The sequence below is a fragment of the Frigoribacterium sp. ACAM 257 genome (assembly GCF_007954365.1).
GTDB lineage: Bacteria > Actinomycetota > Actinomycetes > Actinomycetales > Microbacteriaceae > Frigoribacterium.
This window is the reverse complement of sequence record NZ_VOLO01000002.1, coordinates 620869-644203: the sequence shown is the minus strand read 5'-3', so window position 1 is coordinate 644203 and position 23335 is coordinate 620869. Positions and strand designations below refer to the sequence as shown.

Below are 23335 nucleotides of genomic sequence, written 5' to 3'. Positions count from 1 at the left end.
ACGACGAAGGCCCCCCTCCCGCTGCGGGAGGGGGCCTTCGTCGTCCCGCCGGGCCGAGCGCGGCCGCCCCTGCCTCGGGACCGCGGGCCGGGCCTGCGGACCGGCGACCGGGGACGTTCCGACGCGAAAGCGACAAAACGACGCGGGGCCCCGTGTTGTTTTGTCGCTTTCGCGTCGGTGCGCGCTGATCCGGCCAGCCGGCCAGGTCGACGACGCAGCCCCGAGGAGGCGCGGGTCGCTACCGCGGGTCGGCGGGCGTGTTGAAGCGGTGCAGCCAGCCGGCGAACTCGGCCAGCTCGTCGTCGGTCCAGCCCTCCACGTGGCTGCGGAAGACGGCGCGGTTCTCGTGCCGCACCTCCAGCATGCGGGCCTCGGCGCGGTCGGTGCTGCCGAGCGTCATCACTCGGCCGTCGGCCGCGTCGGGCACGACGTCGACGAACCCGGCCTCGCGCAGCAACGCGACCTGGCGGCTCACAGCGCTCTTGTCGAGGGCCATCGCCTTGACGATGTCGCCGGCTGTGCAGGGCTGGTGCTTCATCACGTACCGGAGCACGTAGAACGCGGTGGGCGGCACGTCCGGGTCGAACCGAGAGGCCGCCGCGGCGATCGTCCGCTTGGCCTCGACCATCATCGAGCCGATCTCGTCGACGACGCTCGCCATCAGGCCCTCGCGCCCGTCGTCGTCCGGGCTGGCCAGGCGAGGCGCAGTGACGCCGACCGGGCGCGGTGCGTCGAGCACCGCGCCCGCGGGCGTGGCGTCATCGGTCGGCTGCGACATCTTTCTCCTCGACCAGGGACGAGAACACCGGGCTCTCGGCCAGTTCGTCGTCCGACACGGGGTGGCCGGCCACCTCGGCGGCACCGGTGGCGATGATCGTGTCGATGGTACCGGTGCCCGTCGTGGCGTGGGAGTGGTGGCGTCGCCCGGCCGCGGCCGGAGCCGAGTGCGGAGCCGAGTGCGGAGCCGTCTTCGGGTCCGTGTGCGAGCCCGTGTCCGTGTCCGTGTCCGCAGGGTCGACCACGGTCTCGTCGTCGCCACCGTGGTCGACGGGCGACGTGGGGGCAGGCGTCGAGGCGCCGTCGGTCGTGGTGGCGGGTGCACTCGACACGGACGGGGCGAGCCCTGCCGTGGCCGCGACGCCCTTCTCGACCGCCGAGGCGTCGTCAGACGCGGCAGCACCCGCACCGGCACCAGCAGCACCGGCACCAGCCGTCGCACCAGCACCGTCGCCCGACGCGGCAGCCCGCTGGATGCCGGTCTTCGTCCCGAGCTCGACGTTCGGCAGCAGGCAGACGAACACGATGGTGATGACGGCGAGCGGGGCCGCGATGAGGAACACGTCGGCGACGCCCTGGCCGTAGGCCGACTCGATGACGGTGCGGATCGGACCGGGCACGGTGCTGAGGTCGGGGATGCTCGTGGAGCCGCCGCTGCCGAGTGCGCTCGGGTCGACGCCGGCGTCGGTGAGGCCGTCCGTGATGTAGCCGGAGACCTTGGTGCCGAGCACGGCGCCCATCACCGAGACGCCGATGGTGCCGCCAAGGCTGCGGAAGAACGCGACGCTCGAGGAGGCGGCGCCCACGACGCTGACGTCGACCGAGTTCTGCACGACGAGCACGAGGTTCTGCATCACCATGCCGATGCCGAGGCCCATCATCGCCATGAAGACGGAGACGATCGCGAAGTTCGTGTCGTACTCGATGGTCGACATGAGGAACAGGCCGGCCGCCAGCAGGATCGAGCCGACGATCATGTAGGGCTTCCACTTGCCGTACTTCGAGATCAGCGCACCGGCGACCATCGACGAGATGAGCAGGCCGAGCACCATCGGCAGGGTCAGGATGCCCGCCATGGTGGGCGACTGGCCGCGGGCCAGCTGCATGTACTGGCCGAGGAACACGCTGGTGCCGAACATCGCGACGCCCACGCTGAGCGAGGCGACGACTGCGAAGGTGAAGGTGCGGTTCTTGAAGAGCGTGAGGGGGATGATCGGCTCCTTCGAGCGGAACTCCACGACGACGGCCAGCGCGAGCAGCACGGCCGCGCCGACGCCCATCAGCCAGCTGGTGGTCGAGTTCCAGTCGAACTGCTTGCCGCCGAGCGACACCCAGACGAGCAGCAGCGAGACGCCGCCGGCGATCAGGCCGGCGCCCCAGTAGTCGACGACGACGGCCTTCTTGGGCTTCGGGGGCAGGTGCAGGGTGCGCTGGATGACGATGAGCGCGGCGACGCCGACGGGGACGCCGACGAAGAAGTTCCACCGCCAGCCGATCGAGTCGGTCAGGACGCCGCCGAGCAGCGGGCCGCCGATGGTGCCGACGCTCATCACGGCGCCGAGGTAGCCCATGTACCGGCCGCGCTCACGCGGGCTGATGATGTCGCTCATGACGACCTGCACCAGGGCGGTGAGGCCGCCGGCGCCGAGGCCCTGGAACACGCGGAACGTGATCAGCGTCGCGGTGTTCTGCGAGAAGCCGGCCGCGACCGACGCGAGCACGAAGAGCACGAGCGCCACCTGCAGCAGCACCTTGCGGTTCGTGAGGTCGGAGAACTTGCCCCACAGCGGCGTGCTGACGGTGGTCGCGAGCAGCGTCGCCGTGATGACCCAGGTGTACGAGGTCTGGCTGCCGTTCAGGTCGCTGACGATGCGCGGCAGCGAGGTCGACACGACGGTCGACGACAGGATCGCCACGAGCATGCCCATCAGCAGGCCCGACAGGGCCGTGAGGACTTCGCGGTGGCTCATGCCGGGCGCTTCGCCCGGCTCGTGCGGCGCTGCGGGCTTCGTGCCCGCGCCCGCGGCGGTGGTGGTGGTCTGCGACAAGGTCGGCTCCGTGGTGACTCTGAGATGTGGGGGCCCGGACGTCGTCGGCCAGGTAGTTGTAGAACCACAACCATACGCCTCAGTTGACGATCCGCAACCATTTTCGTGCAGATTGCGCACTTTTCTCTCGGAGCGGCCACACGAAGGAGGCGCGGTGCCCGTCGAACGGACACCGCGCCTCCTGCGCGCACCGGCGCTGAGCTAGCGGACTTCTTCCGGTCTCTTCTGCCGGAACATCTCGGCCGGCTGGTCCGGGCCCTTCCAGACGCCGACGATGCCCCAGGCCACGGCCGTCAGCGGCACGGCGATCACGGCGCCGACGATGCCGCCGAGCACGGTGCCCGCGGTCAGCGCGACGAGGATGACGAGGCCGTGCAGGCGCAGCGTGTGGCCCATCAGCACGGGCTGCAGCAGGTTGCCCTCGAGCTGGTTGACGAGCACGACGACGGCGATGACCCAGATGGCGTCGATCGGCCCGTTGGCGACGAGCGCGACGAGCGCGGCGAGGATGCCGGCCGCGGTCGCTCCGACGAGCGGGATGAACGCGGTGAGGAACACGACGACCGCCAGCGGCAGCGCGAGGGGCACGCCGATGATCCAGAGGCCCAGGCCGATGCCGATCGCGTCGACGGCGGCGACGGTGGCCGTTCCGCGCACGTACCCGCCGAGCGTCTGCACGGTCTTGTCGCCGATGCGGCGGGCACGGGCGTACTGCTGGCCGCGGAACGGACGGAGCATGAACTCCCAGATCGCGGGCCCGTCCTTGAGGAAGAAGAACAGCACCACGATCATCAGCACGAGGCCCGTGGCGAAGCTGCCCACGGCGCTCGCGCCGGCGAGGGCGCCCGAGCCGAAGGAGGCGCTGGTCACGAAGTTCACGACGGTGTCGCGGACGTCCTCGATCTGCTGGTCGGTGATCGAGAACGGCAGCGTCGTGATGAAGTCCTGCAGCTGGCCGATGCCCTTCTCGGCCGACGAGACGAGCGACGAGGCCTGGTTCTCGACCGCCCAGACGACGAGCCAGCCGACGAGGCCGAGCACGGCGAGGATGCCGAACAGGGCGATCAGCGTCGCGACCAGCGAGGGCACGCGGTGCTTGCGCAGGAACGACACCAGGGGGTGCATCGCGGACGCGAAGATGAGGGCGAGCAGCACCGGGATGGTGACGAGGCTCAGGGTCTTGAACGAGTAGATCAGGCCGGCGGCGACCACCACGACCACGATGATCTGGATCGAGCGCGTGGCGAGGCGGCCGAAGGGGTCGCCCCACTGGTTGGCCTGGGTGGCGACTGCCTGCGCGGCGTCGGCCGTCGCGTCGCCCTCGCGGCTGCGGAATATGGCCACGTGGTGTCCTCTTCGTCTCGGTGCGCCGGTCTCGGCAGCACGGGTCGTCGACCCCAGCGGTCGACCGCACCCATCGAACCGCGTCAGCGTGTCCGAGGGCCGGATCTCGCCCGGCGTGCCCCGCCCGATCCGCCGCCCGCGAGCCCGGCGCGCAGCGAGAACGGGTCGCGGCGCCACCAGCGGACGAACGGGACCCCGTCCCGCCCGTGCACCGCGAACGACCGGACGGCACGCGTGCTGCGGAGCCACTGCCGGCCGCCGCGCGCGAAGGGGCGGGCCGAGATCGAGGTCACGACGTCGCGGCGCCACACGATGCGGCCCGGCTGCCCGAGCACGAGGTCGCCGAGGTGCACCGCGAGGTCCATGTCGTCGTGCAGCCCCACGTCGCGCCGGTGCACCTCGTCGCGCACCGCCTCCCAGGCCGAGCGCCGCATCATCATCGTCGAGCCGAAGAGCGGCCAGTGCGCGAGGCCTGCGCCGACGAGCACGTGGTAGGCCCCGACGTAGCCGAGCGAGAGGATGCGCTGCAGGCCCACGGGGGCGTCGTAGAAGCGGGCGCCGGTGCTCGCCGCGACGGCCTCGGGGTGCTCGTCGAAGGTGCGCGACAGCTCCTCGACCCAGGTGCGCGGCAGCACGCTGTCGGCGTCGCAGCGCCCCACGAGGTCGCCGAGCGCGCCGTCGTAGCCGGTCGACGCCGCGGCCGCGATGCCGACGACGGGCTGGTGCAGCACGCGGGCCCCGGCGGCCAGGGCGACGGCGACGCTGTCGTCGGAGCTGCCGTTGTCGACGACGACGACCTCGTCGGGCTGCACCGTCTGGCGGGCCAGCGACCGCAGGCAGACCTCGAGGTGACGTGCGTCGTCACGGACCGGGATCACGACGGAGACACGCACGGGCCCCATCCTGCCCGCCTACCCTGGGCGCCATGAGCACCTCCGTCGTCGTCGTGTCCGACACCCACGTCCCGCAGAAGGCGAGGGCCGTGCCCGCGGCCGTGTGGAGCGCGGTCGAGAGGGCGGACGTCGTCGTCCACGCGGGCGACTGGACCGGCGTGCCGCTGCTCGACGAGCTCGAGGCCAGGGCGCGCCTCCTCGTGGCCGTCTGGGGCAACAACGACGGCGACGACCTCCGCGCCCGCCTGCCCGAGGTGGCCCGCACGACGATCGACGGCGTCCGGGTCGCCGTCGTGCACGAGACAGGACAGAAGGAGGCGCGCGAGACCCGGATGGACCGCGCGTTCCCCGAGACCGACCTGCTCCTCTTCGGCCACAGCCACATCCCGTGGGACACGACCACCCCCGCCGGCCTCCGGCTGCTGAACCCCGGTTCGCCGACCGACCGACGGCGTCAGCCGCGAGCCACCTACCTCACCCTGACGCTCGACGCGGGGACCGTGCGCGACGTCGAGCTGCACGAGCTGCCGCTGCGGTCCGACGCGCTGGACGGGGTGCTGCCGCACCCCCGCATGACGACCTAGCCGGCGGGCGTCTCGGCCGGCGCCTGCTCGGCGGGCGTCTCGGCCGGCGCCTCCTCAGCCGGGGCTTCCTCGGCGGGGGCCTCCGTCGGCGTGGGAGTCGCGGTGGCGGCGTCCGCGTAGCTGTTGCCGGCGGCGGTCACGACGAAGTTGCGGAACTCCTCGTTGGTGAACGGCTGGCTGAACTCGTACTGCTGGCCGTTGACGAGCACGGTGGGGGTGCCCCGGAACGACTGGACGTTGCTGTTGGGCAGCGGGCCGTCGAGCGCACGCTCGGTGGCGGCGCCCACCCACGACGCGAACTCCTGGTCGTCGATGCACTGCGTGATCTGCGAGGCCGAGGTGACCCCGTCGACGCCGGTCGCGATCTCCGCCAGGCGGGCGTCGTCCAGACCGCGCGTGCCTTCTTCGGGCTGGTTCTCGAACATCGCGGTGTTGAAGTCGAAGAACGAGTTCGGCGAGTAGTTCGCGACGCACGCCGCGGCGTTCGCGGCCCGGTTCGAGTACTTCGTGCCGAGCGAGCTGTTGGTCAGGATCGCGATCGGGTGGTACTCGACCGTGGCGGCGCCGGACGAGACGAGGCCGGCGATGTACTCGTTGTTGGCCTCCTCGAAACCGCCGCAGATCGGGCACAGGTAGTCGAGGTAGACCACGATGTCGACGGTGTCGGACGACGCGGTGGTCTCCGTGGCCGTCGGCTCGTCGTCGGCGCCGAGGGCAGGGGTCGTCTCGGCGACGAAGTCCTGGCCGATCCGGATGCCGTCGCTCGCCATGTTGGCGGGGCCGGGGCCCGCGGGGCGGATGCTGTTCGTGATCACGAGCACGACGCCCACGACGATGGCGAGGACGACCACCACGAGGCCGCCCTGGAGCAGCCAGCGGCCCTGCCTCTGGCGGCGCTTCTGCTTCTTGCGGGCGAGCTGAGCGCGCTCGCGCGCGGCTGCGCGGCGCTGGTTCTTGCTCTGGTTCTTGCTCAGCGGCTCGGAGCCTGAGGGGCCGGTGTCAGTCATGGAACGGTTCTCCGATGCGCGACGAGGTGGCGGTCGCGTCGTAGGGGGCTGAACGGGCCCGAGGAGGTGCAGGGCCCGGTCGATGGTACGAGCGGGGACTGGGAAAAGTCCAAACAGGTCGTGGCCGGATCGTGACTCCGTGACCCCCGGAGAGGTGGGGATGAGTCACCTCCTGTGGCATGCTGGGCGGAGTGGTCACCGCTGACCCAGGGTGATCACCAATCCGTTCACGAAGGATCGTCCGGCACGTACCTGCCGGTGAAGGAGAAATGAATCATGGCGTCCGTGACGTTCAGCAAGGCAACCCGTCTCTACCCCGGCTCGACCCGCCCCGCGGTCGACGCGATCGACCTCGAGGTCGCCGACGGCGAGTTCCTCGTCCTCGTGGGCCCCTCGGGCTGCGGCAAGTCGACCACCCTGCGCATGCTCGCCGGCCTCGAAGAGGTCAACAGCGGCGACATCTTCATCGGCGACCGCAACGTCACCGACGTGCCGCCGAAGGACAGGGACATCGCGATGGTGTTCCAGAACTACGCGCTGTACCCGCACATGACCGTCGCCGAGAACATGGGCTTCGCGCTCAAGATCGCCGGCGTCGGCAAGGACGAGCGCGCCACCCGCGTCCTCGAGGCGGCCAAGCTGCTCGACCTCGAGCCCTACCTCTCGCGCAAGCCGAAGGCCCTCTCCGGTGGTCAGCGTCAGCGCGTCGCCATGGGCCGCGCCATCGTGCGCCAGCCGCAGGTGTTCCTCATGGACGAGCCGCTGTCGAACCTCGACGCCAAGCTGCGCGTGCAGACCCGCACCCAGATCGCCTCGCTCCAGCGTCGTCTCGGCGTCACCACGGTCTACGTCACGCACGACCAGACCGAGGCCCTGACCATGGGCGACCGCATCGCGGTCCTCAAGGACGGCGTCCTCCAGCAGGTCGGCACCCCCCGCGACCTGTACGAGAAGCCGCAGAACGTCTTCGTCGCCGGCTTCATCGGCTCCCCCGCGATGAACCTGCTGCCCGCCGACGTCGTCGCCGGCGGCATCCAGTTCGGCACCGCGGTCACCGCCGTCGACCGCGACACCGTCGGCCAGGCCAACGGCACGAGCGTCACCATCGGCGTCCGCCCCGAGGACGTCGTCGTCAACACCGCCGGCGAGGGCCTCGCGGTCACCGTCGACGTCGTCGAAGAACTGGGTGCGGACGGCTACCTCTACGGCCACACCGAGGTGAGCGGCCAGCGCGTCGACATCGTCGTGCGCGTCGACGGTCGCAACCACCCGAAGCTGGGCGAGACCATCCACATCACGCCCCAGGCGCACCACGTGCACGTCTTCGACACCGAGTCGGGCGAGCGCCTCGGCGACAAGGCCGTCGTCAGCGCCTAGCGACACCCTGATCGGCCCGTCGAGACCGTCCGGAGCACTGCTCCGCACGCCTCGGCGGGCCGTTCGGCTGTCCGCAGCCGCTCCTCCTGCACGACGTGACCAGCGCCTCCTGCGACACTGGCACCATCCGGCCCGCCGGCCCCGCCTCCTCCCCGAAAGCGACCATGAGCGACTCCCTCAACATCACGTCCGCCACGGCCGACCCCGCGCTCCTCGACCTGCCCTGGGCCCTGCCCCTCGACGAGTGGCCCGACGACGCCATCGCGACGCTCCCGAAGGGCATCTCCCGGCACCTCGTCCGCTTCGCGCACCTCAGCGGCTACGTCATCGCGATCAAGGAGACCTCGGGCGAGATGGCCCGCGGCGAGTACGAGATGCTCCGCACGCTGCAGCGGATGGACATCCCCTGCGTCGACCCGCTCGCCGTCATCACGAACCGGCACGACGTCGACGGCAGCCTGCTGAACCCCGTGCTCGTCACGCGACACCTCAAGTTCTCGCTGCCCTACCGGGCGCTGTACTCGCAGACCCTGCGACCCGAGACGGCCACGCGCCTCGTCGACGCGCTCGCCCTGCTGCTCGTGCGCCTGCACGTGATCGGCTTCTACTGGGGCGACGTGTCGCTGTCGAACACGCTCTTCCGCCGCGACGCGGGCGCCTTCGCCGCCTACCTCGTCGACGCCGAGACGGGAAAGCTCTACCCGGGCGGCCTGTCGAACGGACAGCGCGAGAACGACCTCGAGGTCGCCCGCGTGAACATCGCCGGTGAGCTGCTGGACCTCGAGGCCGGGGGCCGCCTCGACGACAACCTCGACGCCGTCGACGTCAGCAACGGCATCGTCGCCAAGTACCGCAGCCTGTGGACGGAGCTCACGGGGAGCGAGACCTTCGACAGCTCGGAGCGCTGGCGCATCAACGACCGCGTCGAGAGGCTCAACGACCTCGGCTTCGACATCGAGGAGCTGGCGATCAAGACCACCGAGGGCGGCACGCAGGTGCGCATCCAGCCCAAGGTCGTCGACGCAGGCCACCACTCCCGGCGGCTGCTGCGCCTCACCGGCCTCGACGTCGAGGAGAACCAGGCTCGCCGCCTGCTGAACGACCTCGACGCCTACCGCCTGCGCACCGGGCAGATCGACGCCGACGAGGAGATGGTGGCGCACGAGTGGGCCGCTCGGGTCTTCGAGCCCGTCGTGCGGTCGATCCCCCGCGAGATGCGCGGCCGGCTCGAGCCCGCCGAGGTGTTCCACCAGCTGCTCGAGCACCGCTGGTACCAGTCGCAGCAGGAGGGCCGCGACGTGCCGATCGCCGAGGCGCTGACCTCGTACATCAACGACGTGCTGCGCCACCGCCGCGACGAGCGGACCGTCATCGCCCCCGCCACCGAGTCGATCCGACTGCCCGACGCGGATCTCGACGGGGACGACGACGAGGCCGAGGACGACGAGCTCGAGGACTGGCGCGCGAAGGTCTGACGCCGCCCGCCGCCCGGCCGAACACCCCGTAGTGGACAGAACACCCCGCAACGACGAGGTGCTTGGTCCACTACTGGGTGTTCGCGACCGGGCGAGGCGAAGGAGGCGCTACTTGCGCTCGGCGCGCAGCTTCGAGATCTCGTAGAGCGTCACGCTCGCGGCCATGCCGGCGTTCAGCGACTCGACGGCCGTCGTGATCGGGATCGACACCACCGCGTCGCAGGTCTCGGCGACGATGCGCGAGAGGCCCTTGCCCTCGCTGCCGACGACGACGACGAGCGGGCGGTCGGCGAGTTCGAGCCCCGGCAGCATCACGTCGCCGCCGCCGTCGAGGCCGAGCACGAACACGCCCTGTTCCTTGAACGACTTGAGCGTCTGGGTCAGGTTCGCCGCCATCGCCACGGGGATGCGCGCGGCGGCGCCCGCCGAGGTCTTCCAGGCGGAGGCGGTGAGGCCGACCGAGCGACGCTGCGGGATGATGACGCCCTGGCCGCCGAACGCGCCCACGGAGCGGATGATCGCGCCGAGGTTGCGGGGGTCGGTGATGCCGTCGAGCGCCACGAAGAGCGGCGTCTGCTGGCGCTTGACCGAGGCCTCGAGCAGGTCGATCGGGTGCGCGTACTGGTACGGCGGCACCTTGAGAGCCACGCCCTGGTGCACGGAGTCGGGGCCGGTCAGGCGGTCGAGCTCGGGACGCATGACCTCGAGCACGGGCAGCCCGCGACGGGTCGCCAGCGTGAGGATCTCCTTGGTGCGGTCGTCCATCTCGATGCGCGCGGCGATGTAGAGCGTCGAGGCGGGGATGCGCGTGCGCAGGGCCTCGAGCACCGAGTTGCGGCCGGTGACCATCTCGCTGTCGTCCGCCGTCTTGGGGCGACGACGGGGCGCCTCCTGCCCGCCTCGCCCGGCCACGGCCGACCCGGCGCGCGGGCCGTTGCCGGCGCGGCCGCGGGCGGCGTCGAGGCGCTCGCGCGCCGCCTTCGCCTTGCCTGCGGGGTGGTACGGGCGGTCTTCTGCCGCGGGCGTGGGCTTCTTGCCCTCGAGGGCCTGGCGCCCCTGGCCGCCGCTGCCGACCTGCTTGCCCTTGCTGCCCTTGCGGACGGCGCTGCTGCTCGGCCGCCCCTTGTTCGCTCCGCTGGTGTTCTTCACTGTTCGAGGCTCCAATGCGACCCGCTGGGGGTGTCTTCGATGGTGATGCCGGCGGACGCCAGCATCTCGCGTACGCGGTCGGCCTGCGCGAAGTCGCGCGCGGCCCTGGCTTGCTGACGCTGTGCGAGGAGGGTCTCGACGATGGTACCGAGCGCGCGGTGCGCGTCCTCCTCGTCCGCTCCGCGCCACTCCGGCGCTAGCGGGTCGACGCCGAGGACGGCGACCATGGCCTGGACGTGCTGCCACTCGCGGGCTGCCGTGTCGAGGTCGCCGTCGTCGAGCGCGGAGTTGCCGGTGCGCACGGCGTCGTGCAGCACCGCCAGGGCCTGCGGCACGTTGAGGTCGTCGTCCATCGCCTCGGCGAAGTCGTCGGGCACGACGCGCGCACCGACCCCGGCGAAGCGGGTGCCGGCCAGGCGGCGGCCGGCACGGGAGAGGAACGTCTCGATCCGGTCGAGGGCCGCCTCTGCCTCGAGCAGCGCGCCGTCGTGGTAGTCGATGGTCGAGCGGTAGTGCGCCGAGCTGAGGAACCAGCGGACGACGACGGGACGCGCCGCGGCGAGGAACTCGCTCGCGAAGATCGAGTTGCCGAGCGACTTCGACATCTTCTGGCCCTCGACGGCGACGAGGCCGTTGTGCAGCCAGTGGGACGCGAAGTCGTCGCCGGCGGCCGTCGACTGGGCGAGCTCGTTCTCGTGGTGCGGGAACCGCAGGTCGAGGCCGCCGCCGTGGATGTCGAACGCGGTGCCGAGGTAGCGCCGCGACATGGCCGAGCACTCGATGTGCCAGCCGGGTCGGCCGTCGCCCCACGGCGAGGACCACGCGGCGGACGCGGGCTCGTCGGCCTTCGCGCCCTTCCACAGGGCGAAGTCGCGCGGGTCGCGCTTGCCGCGCGGGTCGGCGTCGGCGGCCGGCGCCATGTCGTCGAGGCCCTGGTTCGTCAAGGCCCCGTAGCTCGGCCAGCTGGCCGTGTCGAAGTACACGTCGCCCGAGTCGTCGGGCGCGACGTAGGCGTGGCCCTTCTCGAGCAGCGTCGTCACGAGCTGCTGCATCTCGGTCACGCTCGCGGTCGCGCGCGGCTCGTAGGTCGGGGCCAGCACGCCGAGGGCCTGGTAGCCGGCGGTGAACTCGAGCTCGTAGCGGTAGGCACGGGCCCACCATTCTTCGTCGGTGCCGCTCGAGAGCGCGAGGATCTTGTCGTCGACGTCGGTGACGTTCCGCACCAGCGTCACGTCGAGCCCTCGGTAGGTGAACCAGCGACGCCAGAGGTCGTAGACGAGGGCGCTCCGGAGGTGGCCGATGTGCGGCGACGACTGGACGGTCGGCCCGCAGACGTACAGCCCGACCTTGCCGGGGACGAGGGGGACGAAGTCGACGAGCGCCTGCTCGCGCGAGTCGTAGAGGCGGATGGTCACGCGGATCGGTCCGTTTCGGTGGTGTCGGGCTGGTCTGGCTGGTCGGTCTGGTCTGGCCGGTCCCGCTGGTCACCGGGCCCCGCCGTCGAGGTGCCACGAGGAGGCGCGGTCCGCTCCCGAGGCTCGACCACCGAGACCAGCGCGGTCGCGATCGCGGTCACGCCCTCCCCTCGGCCGGTGAAGCCGAGCCCGTCGGTGGTGGTCGCGGACACGCTGACGGGCGCGCCGACGACCTCGATGAGCCGCGCCTCCATCTCGAGGCGGCGGCCGCCGACGCGGGGACGGTTGCCGATCACCTGGACGGCGACGTTGACGACGTCGAAGCCCGCGTGCGTGAGGCGCTCCAGCGCCGAGGTGAGGAACACCTCGCCGCTCGCCCCGGCGAAGCGGGGGTCGGAGGTGCCGAAGACCGAGCCGATGTCGCCGAGGCCCGCGGCGGAGAGCAGGGCGTCGACGATCGCGTGCGCGACGGCGTCGCCGTCGCTGTGGCCGGCGAGGCCCGCCTCCCCGGGGAAGTGCAGGAGGCCGAGGTGCAGCGGCTCGTCCGCGTCGAAGGCGTGCACGTCGACGCCGAGGCCGGTGCGGAGCCGGTCCGCGGCCGCACGGACGCCGTCAGCGACAGGAGGTCCGCCGGCGCGCTCCGCGGCCAGCGTCTCGGCCCGGCGCAGGTCCCACGTCGTGGTGATCTTGAACGCCTCGGGGTCGCCCGTGACGACGACGACCTCGTGGCCGGCCGCGGCGAAGAGGGCTGCGTCGTCGGTGAACTCGACGACGGGCTCGGTCCCGGTCTCGTCGGACGGGGTCGCGACAGACGCGTACGCGGCGTCGAGCTCGGCGCGGGGGAAGCCCTGCGGGGTCTGGACGGCGACCAGCTCGGAACGGTCGACGGTGCCGACGACCCGGCCCGCGCCTCCCGCGGAGACCCTCTTGATCGTGTCGGTGACCGGCAGCCCGGGCACGACTCCGTGCCCGGTGGCCTCGACCGTCTCGGCGACGAGGTCGAACTGGCGAGCAGGCGTGAAGGGGCGTGCGCAGTCGTGCACCAGCACCGTGCGCACGCCGGGCGAGACCGCGGCGAGGCCGGCCGCGACGGACGCCTGGCGGCTGTCGCCGCCCACGACGACGGACACGTGGTCGGCCGCGACCCCGGCGACGCCGTGTGCGAGGGCGGTCGCCTCGTCGACGAGGGCGACGGGGACGACGACGACCACGTGGGTCGGGACGGACGACGCGAAGACGGCCTCGAGCGAGCGCTCGAGGATGCTGCGGCCCGCGACCTCGACGAACGCCTTGGGGCGGCCCTGGGCGAGGCGGGTGCCGCTGCCCGCCGCTACGACGACGACCGCGCGGACGGTGCCGCCGAGGGGTGAGACCCCGGGGGCGCCGACCGCGCGGTCGTCGGTGGTGCTAGGAGGCAAGAACCTCGTCGAGGACGCTCGACGCCTTCTCTTCGTCCGTCTTCTCGGCGAGCGCGAGCTCGCTGATCAAGATCTGGCGAGCCTTGGCGAGCATGCGCTTCTCGCCGGCGGACAGCCCACGATCCTGGTCGCGGCGCCACAGGTCGCGGACGACCTCGGACACCTTGATGACGTCGCCGGACGCGAGCTTCTCGAGGTTCGCCTTGTAGCGGCGGGACCAGTTGGTGGGCTCCTCGGTGAAGGGGGCACGGAGCACGTCGAAGACGCGGTCGAGCCCTTCTTTGCCGATCACGTCGCGGACGCCGACCAGGTCGACGTTGTCCGCGGGTACTTCGATGGTCAGATCACCCTGGGTGACGCGAAGCTTGAGGTACAGCTTCTCTTCGCCCTTGATGATCCGCTTCTTGACTTCAGATATGGTCGCGGCCCCGTGATGGGGGTAGACGACGGTCTCTCCGACCTCGAACTGCATGAATCAGGCTCCGTTCTGCGGCACCCAGGATAACATGCGCGCCCCGCGGCCAGGCATGCCTGAGAAGCCGGGGTGGACGGCATCGCCTAGGCTAGACGAGAACCCTTGCCGTGAACTGGAACCTGGAGGTCACCCGTGCGAGTCGGACCTGTGCTCGAGACGAACTCGACGGTCGCCCGAGCGCGACGCTTCTCCCGCGGGGCCGCCGTCACGGCGACCGCCCTGGCCGTGGTCACCCTGGTTGCGGGCTGCAACTTCATCAGCCCGCAGCGCACCACCAAGATCTACGACGCGAGCGACGGCACGAGCATCACGGTCGGCGACGTCAAGGTCCGCAACGCCATCGCCCTGACCGACGACGGCGCCGAGGCAAGCCTCGTGATGACCGTCATCAACGAGAGCGACGACGCGGTCGAGGTGTCGTTCCAGTACGAGACCGAGGCCGGCGACGAGACGCAGACCGTCGAGGTCGACGCCCGCTCGCAGGTCGACCGCGGCACGAGCACCGACGTCGACCAGTTCGTCATGACCGACCTCGACGTCACCCCGGGGCAGCTGCTGCCGGTCTTCGTCCAGTACGGCACCGAGACGGGCAAGATGCTCCAGGTGCCCGTCCTCACCGGCGCCCTGCCCGAGTACGCGACGCTGCTGCCCACCCCGACGCCGAGCGGCACCACGGTCGAGCCCGGCGTGACGTCGACCCCGCTGCCCGAGAGCGACGTCGAGGAGGCGGAGCCCAGCCCGTCGGCGACCGCCGACCGCTAGCCCCGGCAGTACCACGAGAGAGGCCCGGCCCCGCAGACGCGGGAGCCGGGCCTCTCTCATGTGGTCCCACGACGTGTCGTCGCGGCGACGGGGCGCTAGGCCTCGATGCGGTACCCCAGCCCGCGCACCGTCACGAGCGCCTTCGGCTCGGAGGGCACCGGCTCGATCTTCGAGCGGATGCGCTTGATGTGCACGTCGAGGGTCTTGGTGTCGCCGAAGTAGTCGGAGCCCCACACGCGGTCGATCAGCTGGCCGCGGGTCAGCACCCGGCCGGCGTTGCGCATCAGCAGCTCGAGCAGCTCGAACTCCTTGAGGGGCATCGCGACGTCCTCGCCCCGCACCGTCACGACGTGCCGCTCGACGTCCATCCGGATCTCGCCTGCCTCCAGCACGCCGTCGGCGAGGTCGTCGTCGTCGTCGACCCGGCGGCGCAGGACGGCCCGGATGCGGGCCAGCAGCTCACGCGTCGAGTAGGGCTTCGTGACGTAGTCGTCGGCGCCCAGCTCGAGCCCGACCACGATGTCCACCTCGCTGTCCTTCGCGGTGAGCATGACGATGGGCACCTGGGACTTCGAGCGGAGCACCCGACAGACCTCGGTCCCCGGGATGCCGGGCAGCATCAGGTCGAGCAGCACGAGGTCGGCGCCGGTCTTGTCGAAGGCGGCGAGCGCCGAGGGGCCGTCGTCGGCCACGGTGACGCGGTAGCCCTCGCGCTCGAGGATGAACGCCAGGGGCTCGCTGAGCGACTCTTCGTCCTCGACGATCAGGATGTGGGTGGTCATCGGGTATCGGTGTCTCCTCGTGTGGTGACCGGGATGGGGACGCTGCGGGTCTCAGGACGGGTCTCGACCTGGGGCAGACGGACGGTGAAGGTCGACCCGCTGCCGACCTGCGACCAGACGCGCACGTCGCCGCCGTGGTTCTGCACCACGTGCTTGACGATGGCGAGGCCGAGGCCCGTGCCGCCGGTGCGCCGCGAGCGCGCCGGGTCGACGCGGTAGAAGCGCTCGAAGACGCGCTCGAGCTCTTCTTCGGGGATGCCGAAGCCCTGGTCGGTGACGGCCACCTCGACGGTGCCGTCTCCCCCCGCGGCCAGGCCGATGCCGACCCGCGAGCCGTCGGGCGAGTACGCGATGGCGTTCGCGACGAGGTTGTCGACGGCCGTGACGAGCATGGCCTCGTCGCCGAGCACCTTCGCGCTCTTGCCCCCGCGGACGACGAGCTCGACGGCACGCGCCTCGGCGACGACGCGGTTGCGGTCGACGGCAGTGTCGACGACCGAGCGGAGGTCGATGGTCTGCGAGGACTCGAGCGCGTCGACGGCCTGCAGGCGGGAGAGCTCGATGATGTCCTGCGTCAGGCGGCCGAGGCGATCCGCCTCCTGCGTGAGACGGCCCGCGAAGTGGCGCACCCTGGCAGGGTCGGCCGACGCGGCGTCGAGGGCCTCGGCGAGCAGCCCGACGGCGCCGATCGGCGTCTTGAGCTCGTGGCTGATGTTGGCCACGAAGTCACGGCGCATGTCGTCGAGGCGTCGCCCCTCGGTGTGGTCCTCGGCGAGCACGAGCACGTAGCGACCGCCCAGGGCCGCCGCCCGCACGCCGAGCTGGATGGTGGCCTCGGAACCGGGGAGGCGCGCGAGGGTGAGCTGCGCCTCCTGCGGCTCGCCCTCGTGGCGCACCCGGCCGACCATCGCCTCCATCTCGGGGTGGACGAGGTGGTGCTGGGCCGACACCAGGCCGAGCTGCGTCGCCGCCGCCGAGGCCTTGAGGACGTTGCCCGAGGGATCGACCACCATGCCCGCGGACTCGAGGGCGTCGAGCACCGCGTCGATGCCGTCGGGCAGGGTGCTGTCGACGAGCGCCGCGACGCGCGCCGCACGGTGCTGCGCCGCCACGACGACGAGCACGATCGCCGCACCCACGACGGCGCCGAAGAGCAGCGACGCCGGCACCAGCCAGGCGGAGTCCATGCGACCGACTGTAGTGAACAGCCGGGGGCCGGATCGACCGCCCCCTGCCCATCCGCTGTACTTTGGTGACTGTTCAGTCGCTGGGCACCAGTCGTTAACCTCCACCCGAGAGAGTCGTCTGGAATGTGCGGGCGACGTCGTCTGCGGCACGGGCGCACACCCGCCCCGACACCACGAGAGGTCCCATCACCACATGCGCGAGGTATTCCAGCAGGAGCTGCAAGAGGTGCAGGAGCGCCTCGTCGAGATCGCGGGCCTCGTCGCGATCTCGATCGACAACGCCACCACCGCCTTCAACGAGTCGAACGTCACGCTGGCCGAGAAGGTCATCGCCGACGACGACCAGATCGACCAGCGCGCCGTCGCGCTCGACGAGCTCGCGATCGACATCCTGGCCCGCCAGAACCCCGTCGCCCGCGACCTGCGCATCGTCGTGAGCGCGCTGCGCATCAGCTCGTCGCTCGAGCGCATGGGCGACATGTCCGAGCACATCGCCCAGCTGGCGCGGTACCGGTTCCCCGAGAAGGTCGTGCCGAAGTCGCTGCGCCCCACCTTCAAGGAGCTCGGCGAGCTCGACGTCGCGATCGCGCACAAGCTGACCGAGCTGCTCACGACGGAGGACGTCCGCCTCGCGGAGGAGATCCGCAACGACGACGACCGCATCGACGAGCTGCACCTCAGCGTCTTCGACAAGGTGCTCGGCGAGACCTGGAAGGGCGCCGCCGTCGACACCGTCGACTCGACCCTCGCGTCGCGCTACCACGAGCGCTTCGCCGACCACGCGGTCTCGATCGCCAAGAAGGTCCAGTACCTGGCGACCGGCGACTGGGTCGTCCCCGAGGTCTGACCCGCCGTTCGCCTCTCCTCATTCAGGAAGATCGGTCCTGCGTCGCGAGACTCGGGTGACTTTGGTCCTGAATCGTGCACAGTTCAGGAGGTGCCGGCCGGCACCTCCTGGATTGCACGAGAGGATGGTGGGCATGGCTTCCGTCGCGATCCTCGTCAACGGTCTTCCCGGCTCGGGCAAGACCACCCTCTCGGCCACGCTCGCCGGCGTGCTCGGCTGCCCTCTGCTCGCGAAGGACCCGATCAAGGAGGCGCTGGCCGACCTGGCCGGGCCGATGATCGCCCCTGAGGCGCTCGGCTCCATCGCGATGGACACGGTCTGGTCGATGGCGGCCGAGGTCGAGGCCGGCGTGGTCGTCGACTCGTTCTGGCACCGGCCGCGCGACCTCGAGCTCGCCCGCGCCGGGGTCGCCCGCGCAGGGTCGCCGCGCACGCTGGAGGTGTGGTGCGACGTGGACCCAGAGGTGGCGCTGCAGCGTGTCGTCGACCGGCTCGCCGCCGGCGGTCGTCACCCCGCGCACGGCACCGTCGAGTCGACCCGCGCGTCGTGGACCGAGTGGGCCGAGGCCGCCGCGCCGCTCGGCGACTGGCCCGTGCTGCGGGTCGACACCAGCACCCCGGTCGACGTCGACGCCCTCGTGATGAAGATCAGCGAGCAGTTCGTCTGAGGAAGGCGACGCCCACACCTCGCTCGGCGCCAGGTGTGGGCTTCGTGCTCGTCACCGTGGCGCCGACTCGGCAAGCCGAGTCGGCGCTGGCGTCGCGCGACGCTTCGCGTCGCCTAAGCTCCAGCGCGCTTCTTGCCCTGGTTCGCGACGGCCGCGGCTCCGGCCGCGGCGGCCTCGGGGTCGAGGTAGCGAGCCGGCCCGGTGGGGCGGAACTCGTCGTCGAGCTCGTAGACGAGCGGGATGCCCGTCGGGATGTTCAGCTCGGAGATCTCGTCGTCGCTGATGCCGTCGAGGTGCTTCACCAGGGCGCGCAGCGAGTTGCCGTGCGCGACCACGAGCGTGACGTCGCCGGCGGCGAGGCTCTGGGTGATGTCGCTCTCCCAGTAGGGGATCATCCGCTCGATGACCAGGGCGAGCGACTCGGTGCGGGGCGCGTCGATGCCGAGCTCGGCGTAGCGCTTGTCGTGCGCCTGCGAGAACTCGCTGTCGTCGTCGAGCGGCGGCGGCGGCACGTCGAACGAGCGGCGCCAGGTCTGGAACTGCTCGGGGCCGTACTGCTCGAGGGTCTGGGCCTTGTCCTTGCCCTGGAGCGCACCGTAGTGGCGCTCGTTGAGGCGCCAGGAGCGCTTCACGTCGATCCAGAGGCGGTCGGCCTCGTCGAGGGCGATGTCGGCGGTCTGGATCGCGCGCGTCAGGCGAGACGTGTAGAGGATGTCGGGCAGCAGGTCGTGCTCGCGCAGCAGCTCGCCGGCGCGCTTCGCCTCGGCACGCCCCTGCTCGGTGAGCCGCACGTCGACCCATCCCGTGAAGAGGTTCTTGGCGTTCCATTCGCTGTTGCCGTGTCGCAGGAGGATGAGCGTCGAAGTCATGCCTCCAGCGTATCGCTGCGCCCCGGTGCGAGACTTGGCGCATGCCCGTCGGATCCGTCACCCGCGGCACCACCGGCACCAACCGCCTCCGTCGGGTCGACCGGTGGATCGCCGCCCACCCGGCGCTGCGCCGAGCCGACGACCCGCTCGTCGTCGACCTGGGGTACGGGGCGAGCGCGACCACTCCCCTGGAGCTGCACCAGCGCCTCCTTCGGGCCCGCCCCGACGTCGAGGTCGTGGGCATCGAGATCGAGCCCGAGCGCGTGCGACGGGCACAGCTCTCGGCACGGCCGGGCGTCAGCTTCCGGCTCGGGGGCTTCGAGGTGCCCCTCGACGGCGGCCGCAGGCCCGTCGTGATCCGCGCCTTCAACGTGCTGCGTCAGTACGACGAGGCACAGGTCGCCGCCTCGTGGGCGCTGATGACCTCGCGCCTGCAGCCAGGGGGCGTGCTCGTCGAGGGCACCTGTGACGAGATAGGTCGCGTCTCGAGCTGGGTCGACGTCGACGAGGAGGGGCCCCGCACGTTCACGATCTCGCTGCGGCTGGCCTCGCTCGAGCTGCCCTCGATCGTGGCGGAGCGCCTGCCGAAGGCGTTGATCCACCGCAACGTGGCGGGCGAGCGGGTGCACGACCTGCTCGTCGACCTCGACCGCGCCTGGGCCGTCGCGGCGCCGCTGTCGGTCTACGGGCCGGTGCAGCGCTGGGTCGCGACGGTCGAGGGGCTGCGGGCGGGCGGCTGGCCCGTCCGGCACGGCCGCACGCGCTGGCGACTCGGTGAGCTCACGCTGCCCTGGGCCGCGGTGGCGCCGCTCGACTGACGGTCAGACGTCCGCGAGTCGGCGCCGGGCCTCGGCGTGGTCGAGACCGGTCGCCATCAGCAGGTCTATCACGAGCGGCCGCATCATCAGCACGACCATGGACTCGGTCACGGGCGCCCCGGGCGCGACGACCGCCGGGTCGAGGCGTGCGGCGACCGCGCTGAGGGCATCCCGCGCGACCGGCACGCGCTCCACGTCGTCGACGGACTCGCCGAGCACGGCCACGGCTCGTCCGGTGCTCTCGAGCACGTCGGCGAGACCCAGACGATCGCGGCCGTCGCCGACCGCGGTGTCGATGCGCCGCGCGATGACGCGGAGGTTGCGGACGGCGAGGTCGACGTCCTGCCGCAGCTCCTGCTGCTGCCGCAGGTACGGTAGGCGCGAGCGGAGGAAGGGGGACAGCCGAGAGATCGACACGGCCGACTCGAGCGTCGAGGCCCAGTCGTCGAGCAGGGGCTGCGTCGAGCGGAGGCGGCGGAGGGCCTCGTCGGCCCGGCGCACGTCGTCGGTGCGGAGGGCCGCCACCAGAGCGGCGAAGGCGGCCGCGAGCTCCGCGAAGAGCATCCGGGCGTCGAGGCGCACGAGCCGGATCGGGTCACGCGGCACGATCGCGGTGACGGCCAGGGCGACCGCTCCCCCGACGGCGCCGTCGATGCTGCGGACGAACGGGCCGCCGTCCGGATCGGGCAGCAGCATGACGAGCATCGCCTGGGTCGCGGCCGCGGCGGCGAAGCCCGCGCTCGGCGACGCGAACCGCGCCACGGCGAGCACGACCAGCAGCACGACGGCCACCTGCCAGAGGCCCTTGCCGAGCACGAGCAGCATCACCTCGCTCAGGGCGATGCCGATCAGGATGCCGACGGCGTTCTCGAGCACGACCTTCGGCCGGGCGTCCCGCGCGAGGCCCAGCGACGAGATGGTGATGGTGACGGCGAGGAGGGGCACGGCGTGGCCGAGACCGTAGTGCGCGATCGAGTACGACGCGGTGACCGCGACGACGATCTGCACGATCGCGGGCAGCGCCGCGAGCGTGCGGCGCCCCGAGGCCCGGACGTCGAGCGCCCGAGGGGTCGGGGCGGCGCCCGGCCCGCGCACCACGACGGCTAGCGGCGGACGGCCCCCAGGCGCGGCAGCCGGGGCACCCCGGCTGAGGCGCCCGCGGAGGCCGGCACGATCGTCTGCGGGGAGGCGGCGACGACGACGTCGGCCGAGAGGACCGCGAGCGGCGCGGCCTCGTCGGTGGTGCGCTTGACCAGGGCGAGGGCGATCGGGCCGAGCTCGTGGTGCACGGCCGAGGAGGTGACGTGGCCGACCTCGCGGGTCGTGTCGGCAGCGAGCACGACAGGGTCGCCGTGCGCGGGCAGCACCGAGTCGCTGCCGTCGAGGTGCAGCATCACGAGACGCCGGGGCGGGTGCCCGATGTTGTGCACCTTGGCGACGGTCTCCTGGCCGCGGTAGCAGCCCTTGGCGAGGTGCACCGCGCTGCGCATCCAGTCGAGCTCGTGCGGGATGCTCCGCTCGTCGACCTCGGTCGTGAGGCGCGGACGCCAGGCCTCGATGCGCAGGGCCTCGAGCGCGAGCGTGCCGGCAGCCAGCACCGAGGAGGCGGCGAGAGCGTCGAGGTCGGAGCGCGCGACGAGCGTCTCCCGGGCCGTCCACTCGCGACCGGGGTGCCCCTCGGCGTCGGCGTACGAATGGCCGCCGACGGCGACCTCGGACCAGGGGTCGACCCACACGACGGGGACGCCGGCCGGAGCCAGCACGGGCACCGGCAGCTCGACCTCGCCGAGCGAGCCGATCGTCGCGACGTCGGAGGTGCGGTCGGCCACCTCGACACGGAGCATGAAGCGCATCCTGTCGAGCCAGGCGCGAAGGGGCTCGGCCTCGGGGAGGTCGACCAGCAGCCAGGCCGTCTCGCCGTCGTCGACGACCCGCGCCGCGTGCTCGAGGCGGCCGTTGGCGTCGAGCAGGAGCGTCTCGGTCGAGTCGCCGGGGGCGAGGCCGGTGAGGCTCTGGCTCGTGAGCGAGTGCAGCCAGGTGAGCCGGTCGGGGCCGGTGACGGTCAGGACGCCCCGGCTCGAGAGGTCGACGATCGCGGTGCCGGCGGCCAGGGCGCGCTGCTCGGCGACCGGGGTGCCGTAGTGCGCCGCGACGCCGGTGCCGTCGTCGACGAAGCCCTCACGGGCGGAGAACGGCGAGGGGACGGCGAACGGCGGGACGACCGGGAGCTCGGCGTCAGCCAACGCGGGCCAGCCGACCCGACGCGTGAGTGCGCAGTTCTTGGCCGAGGGCCGCGACGTCCCAGGCCCAGAGCAGGTCGTTCTCGACGAGGCCGTACATGCGGGTCGCCGCCGAGTATTCTTTCGCGTTGCTCGACCGGAGCACCGCGTCGGTCGACAGGTCGATGCGCGGGCCCTTGACGCGGCCGAGGTAGAGCTCGTTGACGCCGGTCGGGTGCACGAGCTGGACCTCGAGGCCGAACCCGTCGTCGGGGCGGCGGAGGATCTCGACGGTCTGCGCCGTCGAGTACGGCGCCACGCCCTGGCCGGGCAGCATGCCGGGCCCGCGGTCGCCGACCTCGGCCGGGCGCTCGAGGCGCCAGTAGCCGGTCTCGCTCGCCAGGGGGGTGCGCTCGTCGTCGAGCTCCCACGAGAACGAGCTGTAGTTGAGCCAGGGAGCGCCGTCGTGGCTGAAGCTGACGCGCTGTCCGAACTCGTGCGTGCGGCGCACGGCGGGCGGCGCGCCGTCGACGGGAGCGTCGGGGTCGCCGTCGCCGATCTTGTAGTCGACGACGCCGGTGCCCTCCCAGACGCCGATCAGCCACGACAGCGGGACGAGCTCGGCCGGCAGGTCGGTGGGGATGTCGATCACGGGTCTAGCGCTGTCCCTTGAACAGCTTGACCAGCACGACGACCGAGACGAAGGCGATGGCCAGCGACGCGAGGCCGAGGAGCCCGATGTAGAAGATCTCGAGGGCGAGCAAGGAATCCATGCCACGAGCCTACCCGGGGGGCGACGAGATGGACAGGCGAAGGAGGCGCGGTGCCCGCAGCGTCGAACGACCTGCGTCAGCCCGTCAGCGCCACCACCGCCGTGGCCGCGGCCAGCAGCACGAGGCTGCCGCACAGCGCCAACATCGTCCGCGAGACCAGCCCGTCCTTCTCGCTCGCCGCGAGCTGGAGGACGAAGGTGAGGAGGATCGAGCCGCCGAGGGCGAGCGACAGCCACGTCCAGTGGTCGTCGCCCGTGGCCGTGAGGGCGATGACGACGCCGGCGACCAGGGCGAAGAGCCAGACCGGGACGATGGTGGCCGGCTTGAGGCGCGCGAGACGGCTCGGGGTGCTGTCGGGTGCTGTGCTCACTGGGGTCGTCCCTCGTTCGTGACCGGCGCCTCCTGCCCTAGCATCGGGGTGGCCGGGCTGGTCGTGGCGGTCGTCGCGC

Annotated in this window: 22 protein-coding genes and 1 pseudogene; 7 read left to right on the top strand and 16 right to left on the bottom strand. The window is 71.8% G+C overall.

What is annotated here, in order from left to right; genetic code table 11:
* Window positions 1–238: 238 nt before the first annotated feature.
* The 4 genes from ES689_RS09455 to ES689_RS09440 all read right to left on the bottom strand — a co-directional run bounded on the left by ES689_RS09455 (window position 239) and on the right by ES689_RS09440 (window position 5062).
* Complete coding sequence (locus ES689_RS09455) at window positions 239–778, bottom strand: MarR family winged helix-turn-helix transcriptional regulator (protein ID WP_146903312.1); 540 nt, start codon at window positions 776–778, stop codon at window positions 239–241.
* Window positions 759–2747: an MDR family MFS transporter gene (locus tag ES689_RS09450; RefSeq protein ID WP_191330356.1), complete on the bottom strand. Its 1989-nt coding sequence runs from the start codon at window positions 2745–2747 to the stop codon at window positions 759–761. Before ES689_RS09450 ends, ES689_RS09455 begins: the two co-directional genes overlap by 20 nt.
* 279 nt (window positions 2748–3026) lie before the next feature.
* Window positions 3027–4169: an AI-2E family transporter gene (locus ES689_RS09445; RefSeq protein ID WP_146903309.1), complete on the bottom strand. Its 1143-nt coding sequence runs from the start codon at window positions 4167–4169 to the stop codon at window positions 3027–3029.
* 83 nt (window positions 4170–4252) lie between these two features.
* Window positions 4253–5062 (bottom strand): glycosyltransferase family 2 protein, encoded by an 810-nt coding sequence (locus tag ES689_RS09440; RefSeq protein ID WP_191330323.1) that lies wholly within the window; start codon window positions 5060–5062, stop codon window positions 4253–4255.
* Between the two features lie 32 nt (window positions 5063–5094).
* Here ES689_RS09440 and ES689_RS09435 point away from each other — a divergent pair, with 32 nt between their 5' ends.
* Window positions 5095–5646 (top strand): metallophosphoesterase, encoded by a 552-nt coding sequence (locus ES689_RS09435; protein WP_146903303.1) that lies wholly within the window; start codon window positions 5095–5097, stop codon window positions 5644–5646.
* Here ES689_RS09435 and ES689_RS09430 read toward each other — a convergent pair.
* Window positions 5643–6653, bottom strand: coding sequence for a thioredoxin domain-containing protein (locus ES689_RS09430; protein ID WP_146903299.1), 1011 nt, complete (start codon window positions 6651–6653; stop codon window positions 5643–5645). The two genes, ES689_RS09435 and ES689_RS09430, sit on opposite strands and share 4 nt — an antisense overlap.
* 276 nt (window positions 6654–6929) lie before the next feature.
* Here ES689_RS09430 and ES689_RS09425 point away from each other — a divergent pair, with 276 nt between their 5' ends.
* Together ES689_RS09425 and ES689_RS09420 are read left to right on the top strand one after the other, a co-directional pair.
* Entirely contained in the window at window positions 6930–8030 is a 1101-nt protein-coding gene (locus ES689_RS09425) for an ABC transporter ATP-binding protein (protein WP_146903296.1), read from the top strand.
* Window positions 8031–8194: 164 nt separating this feature from the next.
* On the top strand, window positions 8195–9505 hold the full coding sequence (locus ES689_RS09420; protein WP_146903294.1) for a DUF4032 domain-containing protein: 1311 nt from the start codon (window positions 8195–8197) through the stop codon (window positions 9503–9505).
* Window positions 9506–9613: 108 nt separating this feature from the next.
* Here the strand turns inward: ES689_RS09420 and rlmB are convergent, their stop codons facing one another.
* The 4 genes and pseudogenes from rlmB to ES689_RS09400 all read right to left on the bottom strand — a co-directional run bounded on the left by rlmB (window position 9614) and on the right by ES689_RS09400 (window position 13959).
* Window positions 9614–10654, bottom strand: a complete 1041-nt coding sequence (gene rlmB, locus ES689_RS09415) for a 23S rRNA (guanosine(2251)-2'-O)-methyltransferase RlmB (protein ID WP_146903291.1) — start codon at window positions 10652–10654, stop codon at window positions 9614–9616.
* Window positions 10651–12069 (bottom strand): cysteine--tRNA ligase, encoded by a 1419-nt coding sequence (cysS, locus tag ES689_RS09410; protein ID WP_146903288.1) that lies wholly within the window; start codon window positions 12067–12069, stop codon window positions 10651–10653. Before cysS ends, rlmB begins: the two co-directional genes overlap by 4 nt.
* Window positions 12070–12203: 134 nt before the next feature.
* Window positions 12204–13487, bottom strand: a pseudogene (gene ispD / locus ES689_RS09405) (2-C-methyl-D-erythritol 4-phosphate cytidylyltransferase); the annotation flags it as partial.
* Complete coding sequence (locus tag ES689_RS09400) at window positions 13477–13959, bottom strand: CarD family transcriptional regulator (RefSeq protein ID WP_043597211.1); 483 nt, start codon at window positions 13957–13959, stop codon at window positions 13477–13479. The pseudogene ispD and the gene ES689_RS09400, both read right to left, overlap by 11 nt.
* A 135-nt stretch (window positions 13960–14094) precedes the next feature.
* Here ES689_RS09400 and ES689_RS09395 point away from each other — a divergent pair, with 135 nt between their 5' ends.
* Window positions 14095–14724, top strand: a complete 630-nt coding sequence (locus ES689_RS09395) for a hypothetical protein (RefSeq protein WP_146903281.1) — start codon at window positions 14095–14097, stop codon at window positions 14722–14724.
* 95 nt (window positions 14725–14819) lie between these two features.
* Here the strand turns inward: ES689_RS09395 and ES689_RS09390 are convergent, their stop codons facing one another.
* Both ES689_RS09390 and ES689_RS09385 read right to left on the bottom strand, forming a co-directional pair.
* Window positions 14820–15506: a response regulator transcription factor gene (locus ES689_RS09390; protein WP_146903278.1), complete on the bottom strand. Its 687-nt coding sequence runs from the start codon at window positions 15504–15506 to the stop codon at window positions 14820–14822.
* Complete coding sequence (locus ES689_RS09385) at window positions 15503–16693, bottom strand: cell wall metabolism sensor histidine kinase WalK (RefSeq protein ID WP_146903275.1); 1191 nt, start codon at window positions 16691–16693, stop codon at window positions 15503–15505. Before ES689_RS09385 ends, ES689_RS09390 begins: the two co-directional genes overlap by 4 nt.
* A gap of 193 nt (window positions 16694–16886) precedes the next feature.
* On the opposite strand from ES689_RS09385, the gene phoU reads away from it, so the two are divergent.
* Both phoU and ES689_RS09375 read left to right on the top strand, forming a co-directional pair.
* Window positions 16887–17540 (top strand): phosphate signaling complex protein PhoU, encoded by a 654-nt coding sequence (gene phoU, locus ES689_RS09380; protein WP_146903273.1) that lies wholly within the window; start codon window positions 16887–16889, stop codon window positions 17538–17540.
* 133 nt (window positions 17541–17673) lie between these two features.
* Window positions 17674–18207 carry an AAA family ATPase gene (locus tag ES689_RS09375; protein ID WP_191330321.1) on the top strand — a complete coding sequence of 178 codons (534 nt, stop codon included), beginning with the start codon at window positions 17674–17676 and terminating at the stop codon, window positions 18205–18207.
* A 113-nt stretch (window positions 18208–18320) separates the two neighbouring features.
* Here ES689_RS09375 and ES689_RS09370 read toward each other — a convergent pair whose 3' ends face one another.
* A complete protein-coding gene (locus ES689_RS09370) occupies window positions 18321–19076 on the bottom strand; it encodes a phosphoglyceromutase (protein ID WP_146903267.1) in 756 nt (251 codons plus the stop codon).
* A 41-nt stretch (window positions 19077–19117) separates the two neighbouring features.
* Here ES689_RS09370 and ES689_RS09365 point away from each other — a divergent pair, with 41 nt between their 5' ends.
* Window positions 19118–19894, top strand: coding sequence for a class I SAM-dependent methyltransferase (locus ES689_RS09365; protein ID WP_146903264.1), 777 nt, complete (start codon window positions 19118–19120; stop codon window positions 19892–19894).
* Between the two features lie 3 nt (window positions 19895–19897).
* Here ES689_RS09365 and ES689_RS09360 read toward each other — a convergent pair whose 3' ends face one another.
* From ES689_RS09360 to ES689_RS09345, 4 genes are all read right to left on the bottom strand, one after another.
* Window positions 19898–20992: an FUSC family protein gene (locus ES689_RS09360; RefSeq protein WP_146903261.1), complete on the bottom strand. Its 1095-nt coding sequence runs from the start codon at window positions 20990–20992 to the stop codon at window positions 19898–19900.
* Window positions 20993–20997: 5 nt separating this feature from the next.
* On the bottom strand, window positions 20998–22137 hold the full coding sequence (locus ES689_RS09355) for a folate-binding protein YgfZ (protein ID WP_146903258.1): 1140 nt from the start codon (window positions 22135–22137) through the stop codon (window positions 20998–21000).
* Window positions 22130–22765: an FABP family protein gene (locus ES689_RS09350; RefSeq protein WP_146903255.1), complete on the bottom strand. Its 636-nt coding sequence runs from the start codon at window positions 22763–22765 to the stop codon at window positions 22130–22132. The genes ES689_RS09355 and ES689_RS09350 overlap by 8 nt, the downstream gene beginning before the upstream one ends.
* A 197-nt stretch (window positions 22766–22962) precedes the next feature.
* The gene (locus tag ES689_RS09345) at window positions 22963–23256 is read right to left on the bottom strand and encodes a hypothetical protein (RefSeq protein WP_146903252.1); all 294 of its coding nucleotides are present in this window, start codon (window positions 23254–23256) and stop codon (window positions 22963–22965) included.
* Window positions 23257–23335: the final 79 nt, after the last annotated feature.

What these genes read in the sequence shown, in the direction of transcription:
- ES689_RS09370 (WP_146903267.1), bottom strand. Translation starts at nt 19,076, where the DNA reads ATGACTTCGACGCTCATCCTCCTGCGACACGGCAACAGCGAATGGAAC.
- ES689_RS09385 (WP_146903275.1), bottom strand. Translation starts at nt 16,693, where the DNA reads ATGGACTCCGCCTGGCTGGTGCCGGCGTCGCTGCTCTTCGGCGCCGTC.
- ES689_RS09455 (WP_146903312.1), bottom strand. Translation starts at nt 778, where the DNA reads ATGTCGCAGCCGACCGATGACGCCACGCCCGCGGGCGCGGTGCTCGAC.
- ES689_RS09375 (WP_191330321.1), top strand. Translation starts at nt 17,674, where the DNA reads ATGGCTTCCGTCGCGATCCTCGTCAACGGTCTTCCCGGCTCGGGCAAG.
- ES689_RS09365 (WP_146903264.1), top strand. Translation starts at nt 19,118, where the DNA reads ATGCCCGTCGGATCCGTCACCCGCGGCACCACCGGCACCAACCGCCTC.
- phoU (WP_146903273.1), top strand. Translation starts at nt 16,887, where the DNA reads ATGCGCGAGGTATTCCAGCAGGAGCTGCAAGAGGTGCAGGAGCGCCTC.
- ES689_RS09425 (WP_146903296.1), top strand. Translation starts at nt 6,930, where the DNA reads ATGGCGTCCGTGACGTTCAGCAAGGCAACCCGTCTCTACCCCGGCTCG.
- ES689_RS09430 (WP_146903299.1), bottom strand. Translation starts at nt 6,653, where the DNA reads ATGACTGACACCGGCCCCTCAGGCTCCGAGCCGCTGAGCAAGAACCAG.
- ES689_RS09435 (WP_146903303.1), top strand. Translation starts at nt 5,095, where the DNA reads ATGAGCACCTCCGTCGTCGTCGTGTCCGACACCCACGTCCCGCAGAAG.
- ES689_RS09420 (WP_146903294.1), top strand. Translation starts at nt 8,195, where the DNA reads ATGAGCGACTCCCTCAACATCACGTCCGCCACGGCCGACCCCGCGCTC.
- ES689_RS09400 (WP_043597211.1), bottom strand. Translation starts at nt 13,959, where the DNA reads ATGCAGTTCGAGGTCGGAGAGACCGTCGTCTACCCCCATCACGGGGCC.
- ES689_RS09450 (WP_191330356.1), bottom strand. Translation starts at nt 2,747, where the DNA reads ATGAGCCACCGCGAAGTCCTCACGGCCCTGTCGGGCCTGCTGATGGGC.
- ES689_RS09390 (WP_146903278.1), bottom strand. Translation starts at nt 15,506, where the DNA reads ATGACCACCCACATCCTGATCGTCGAGGACGAAGAGTCGCTCAGCGAG.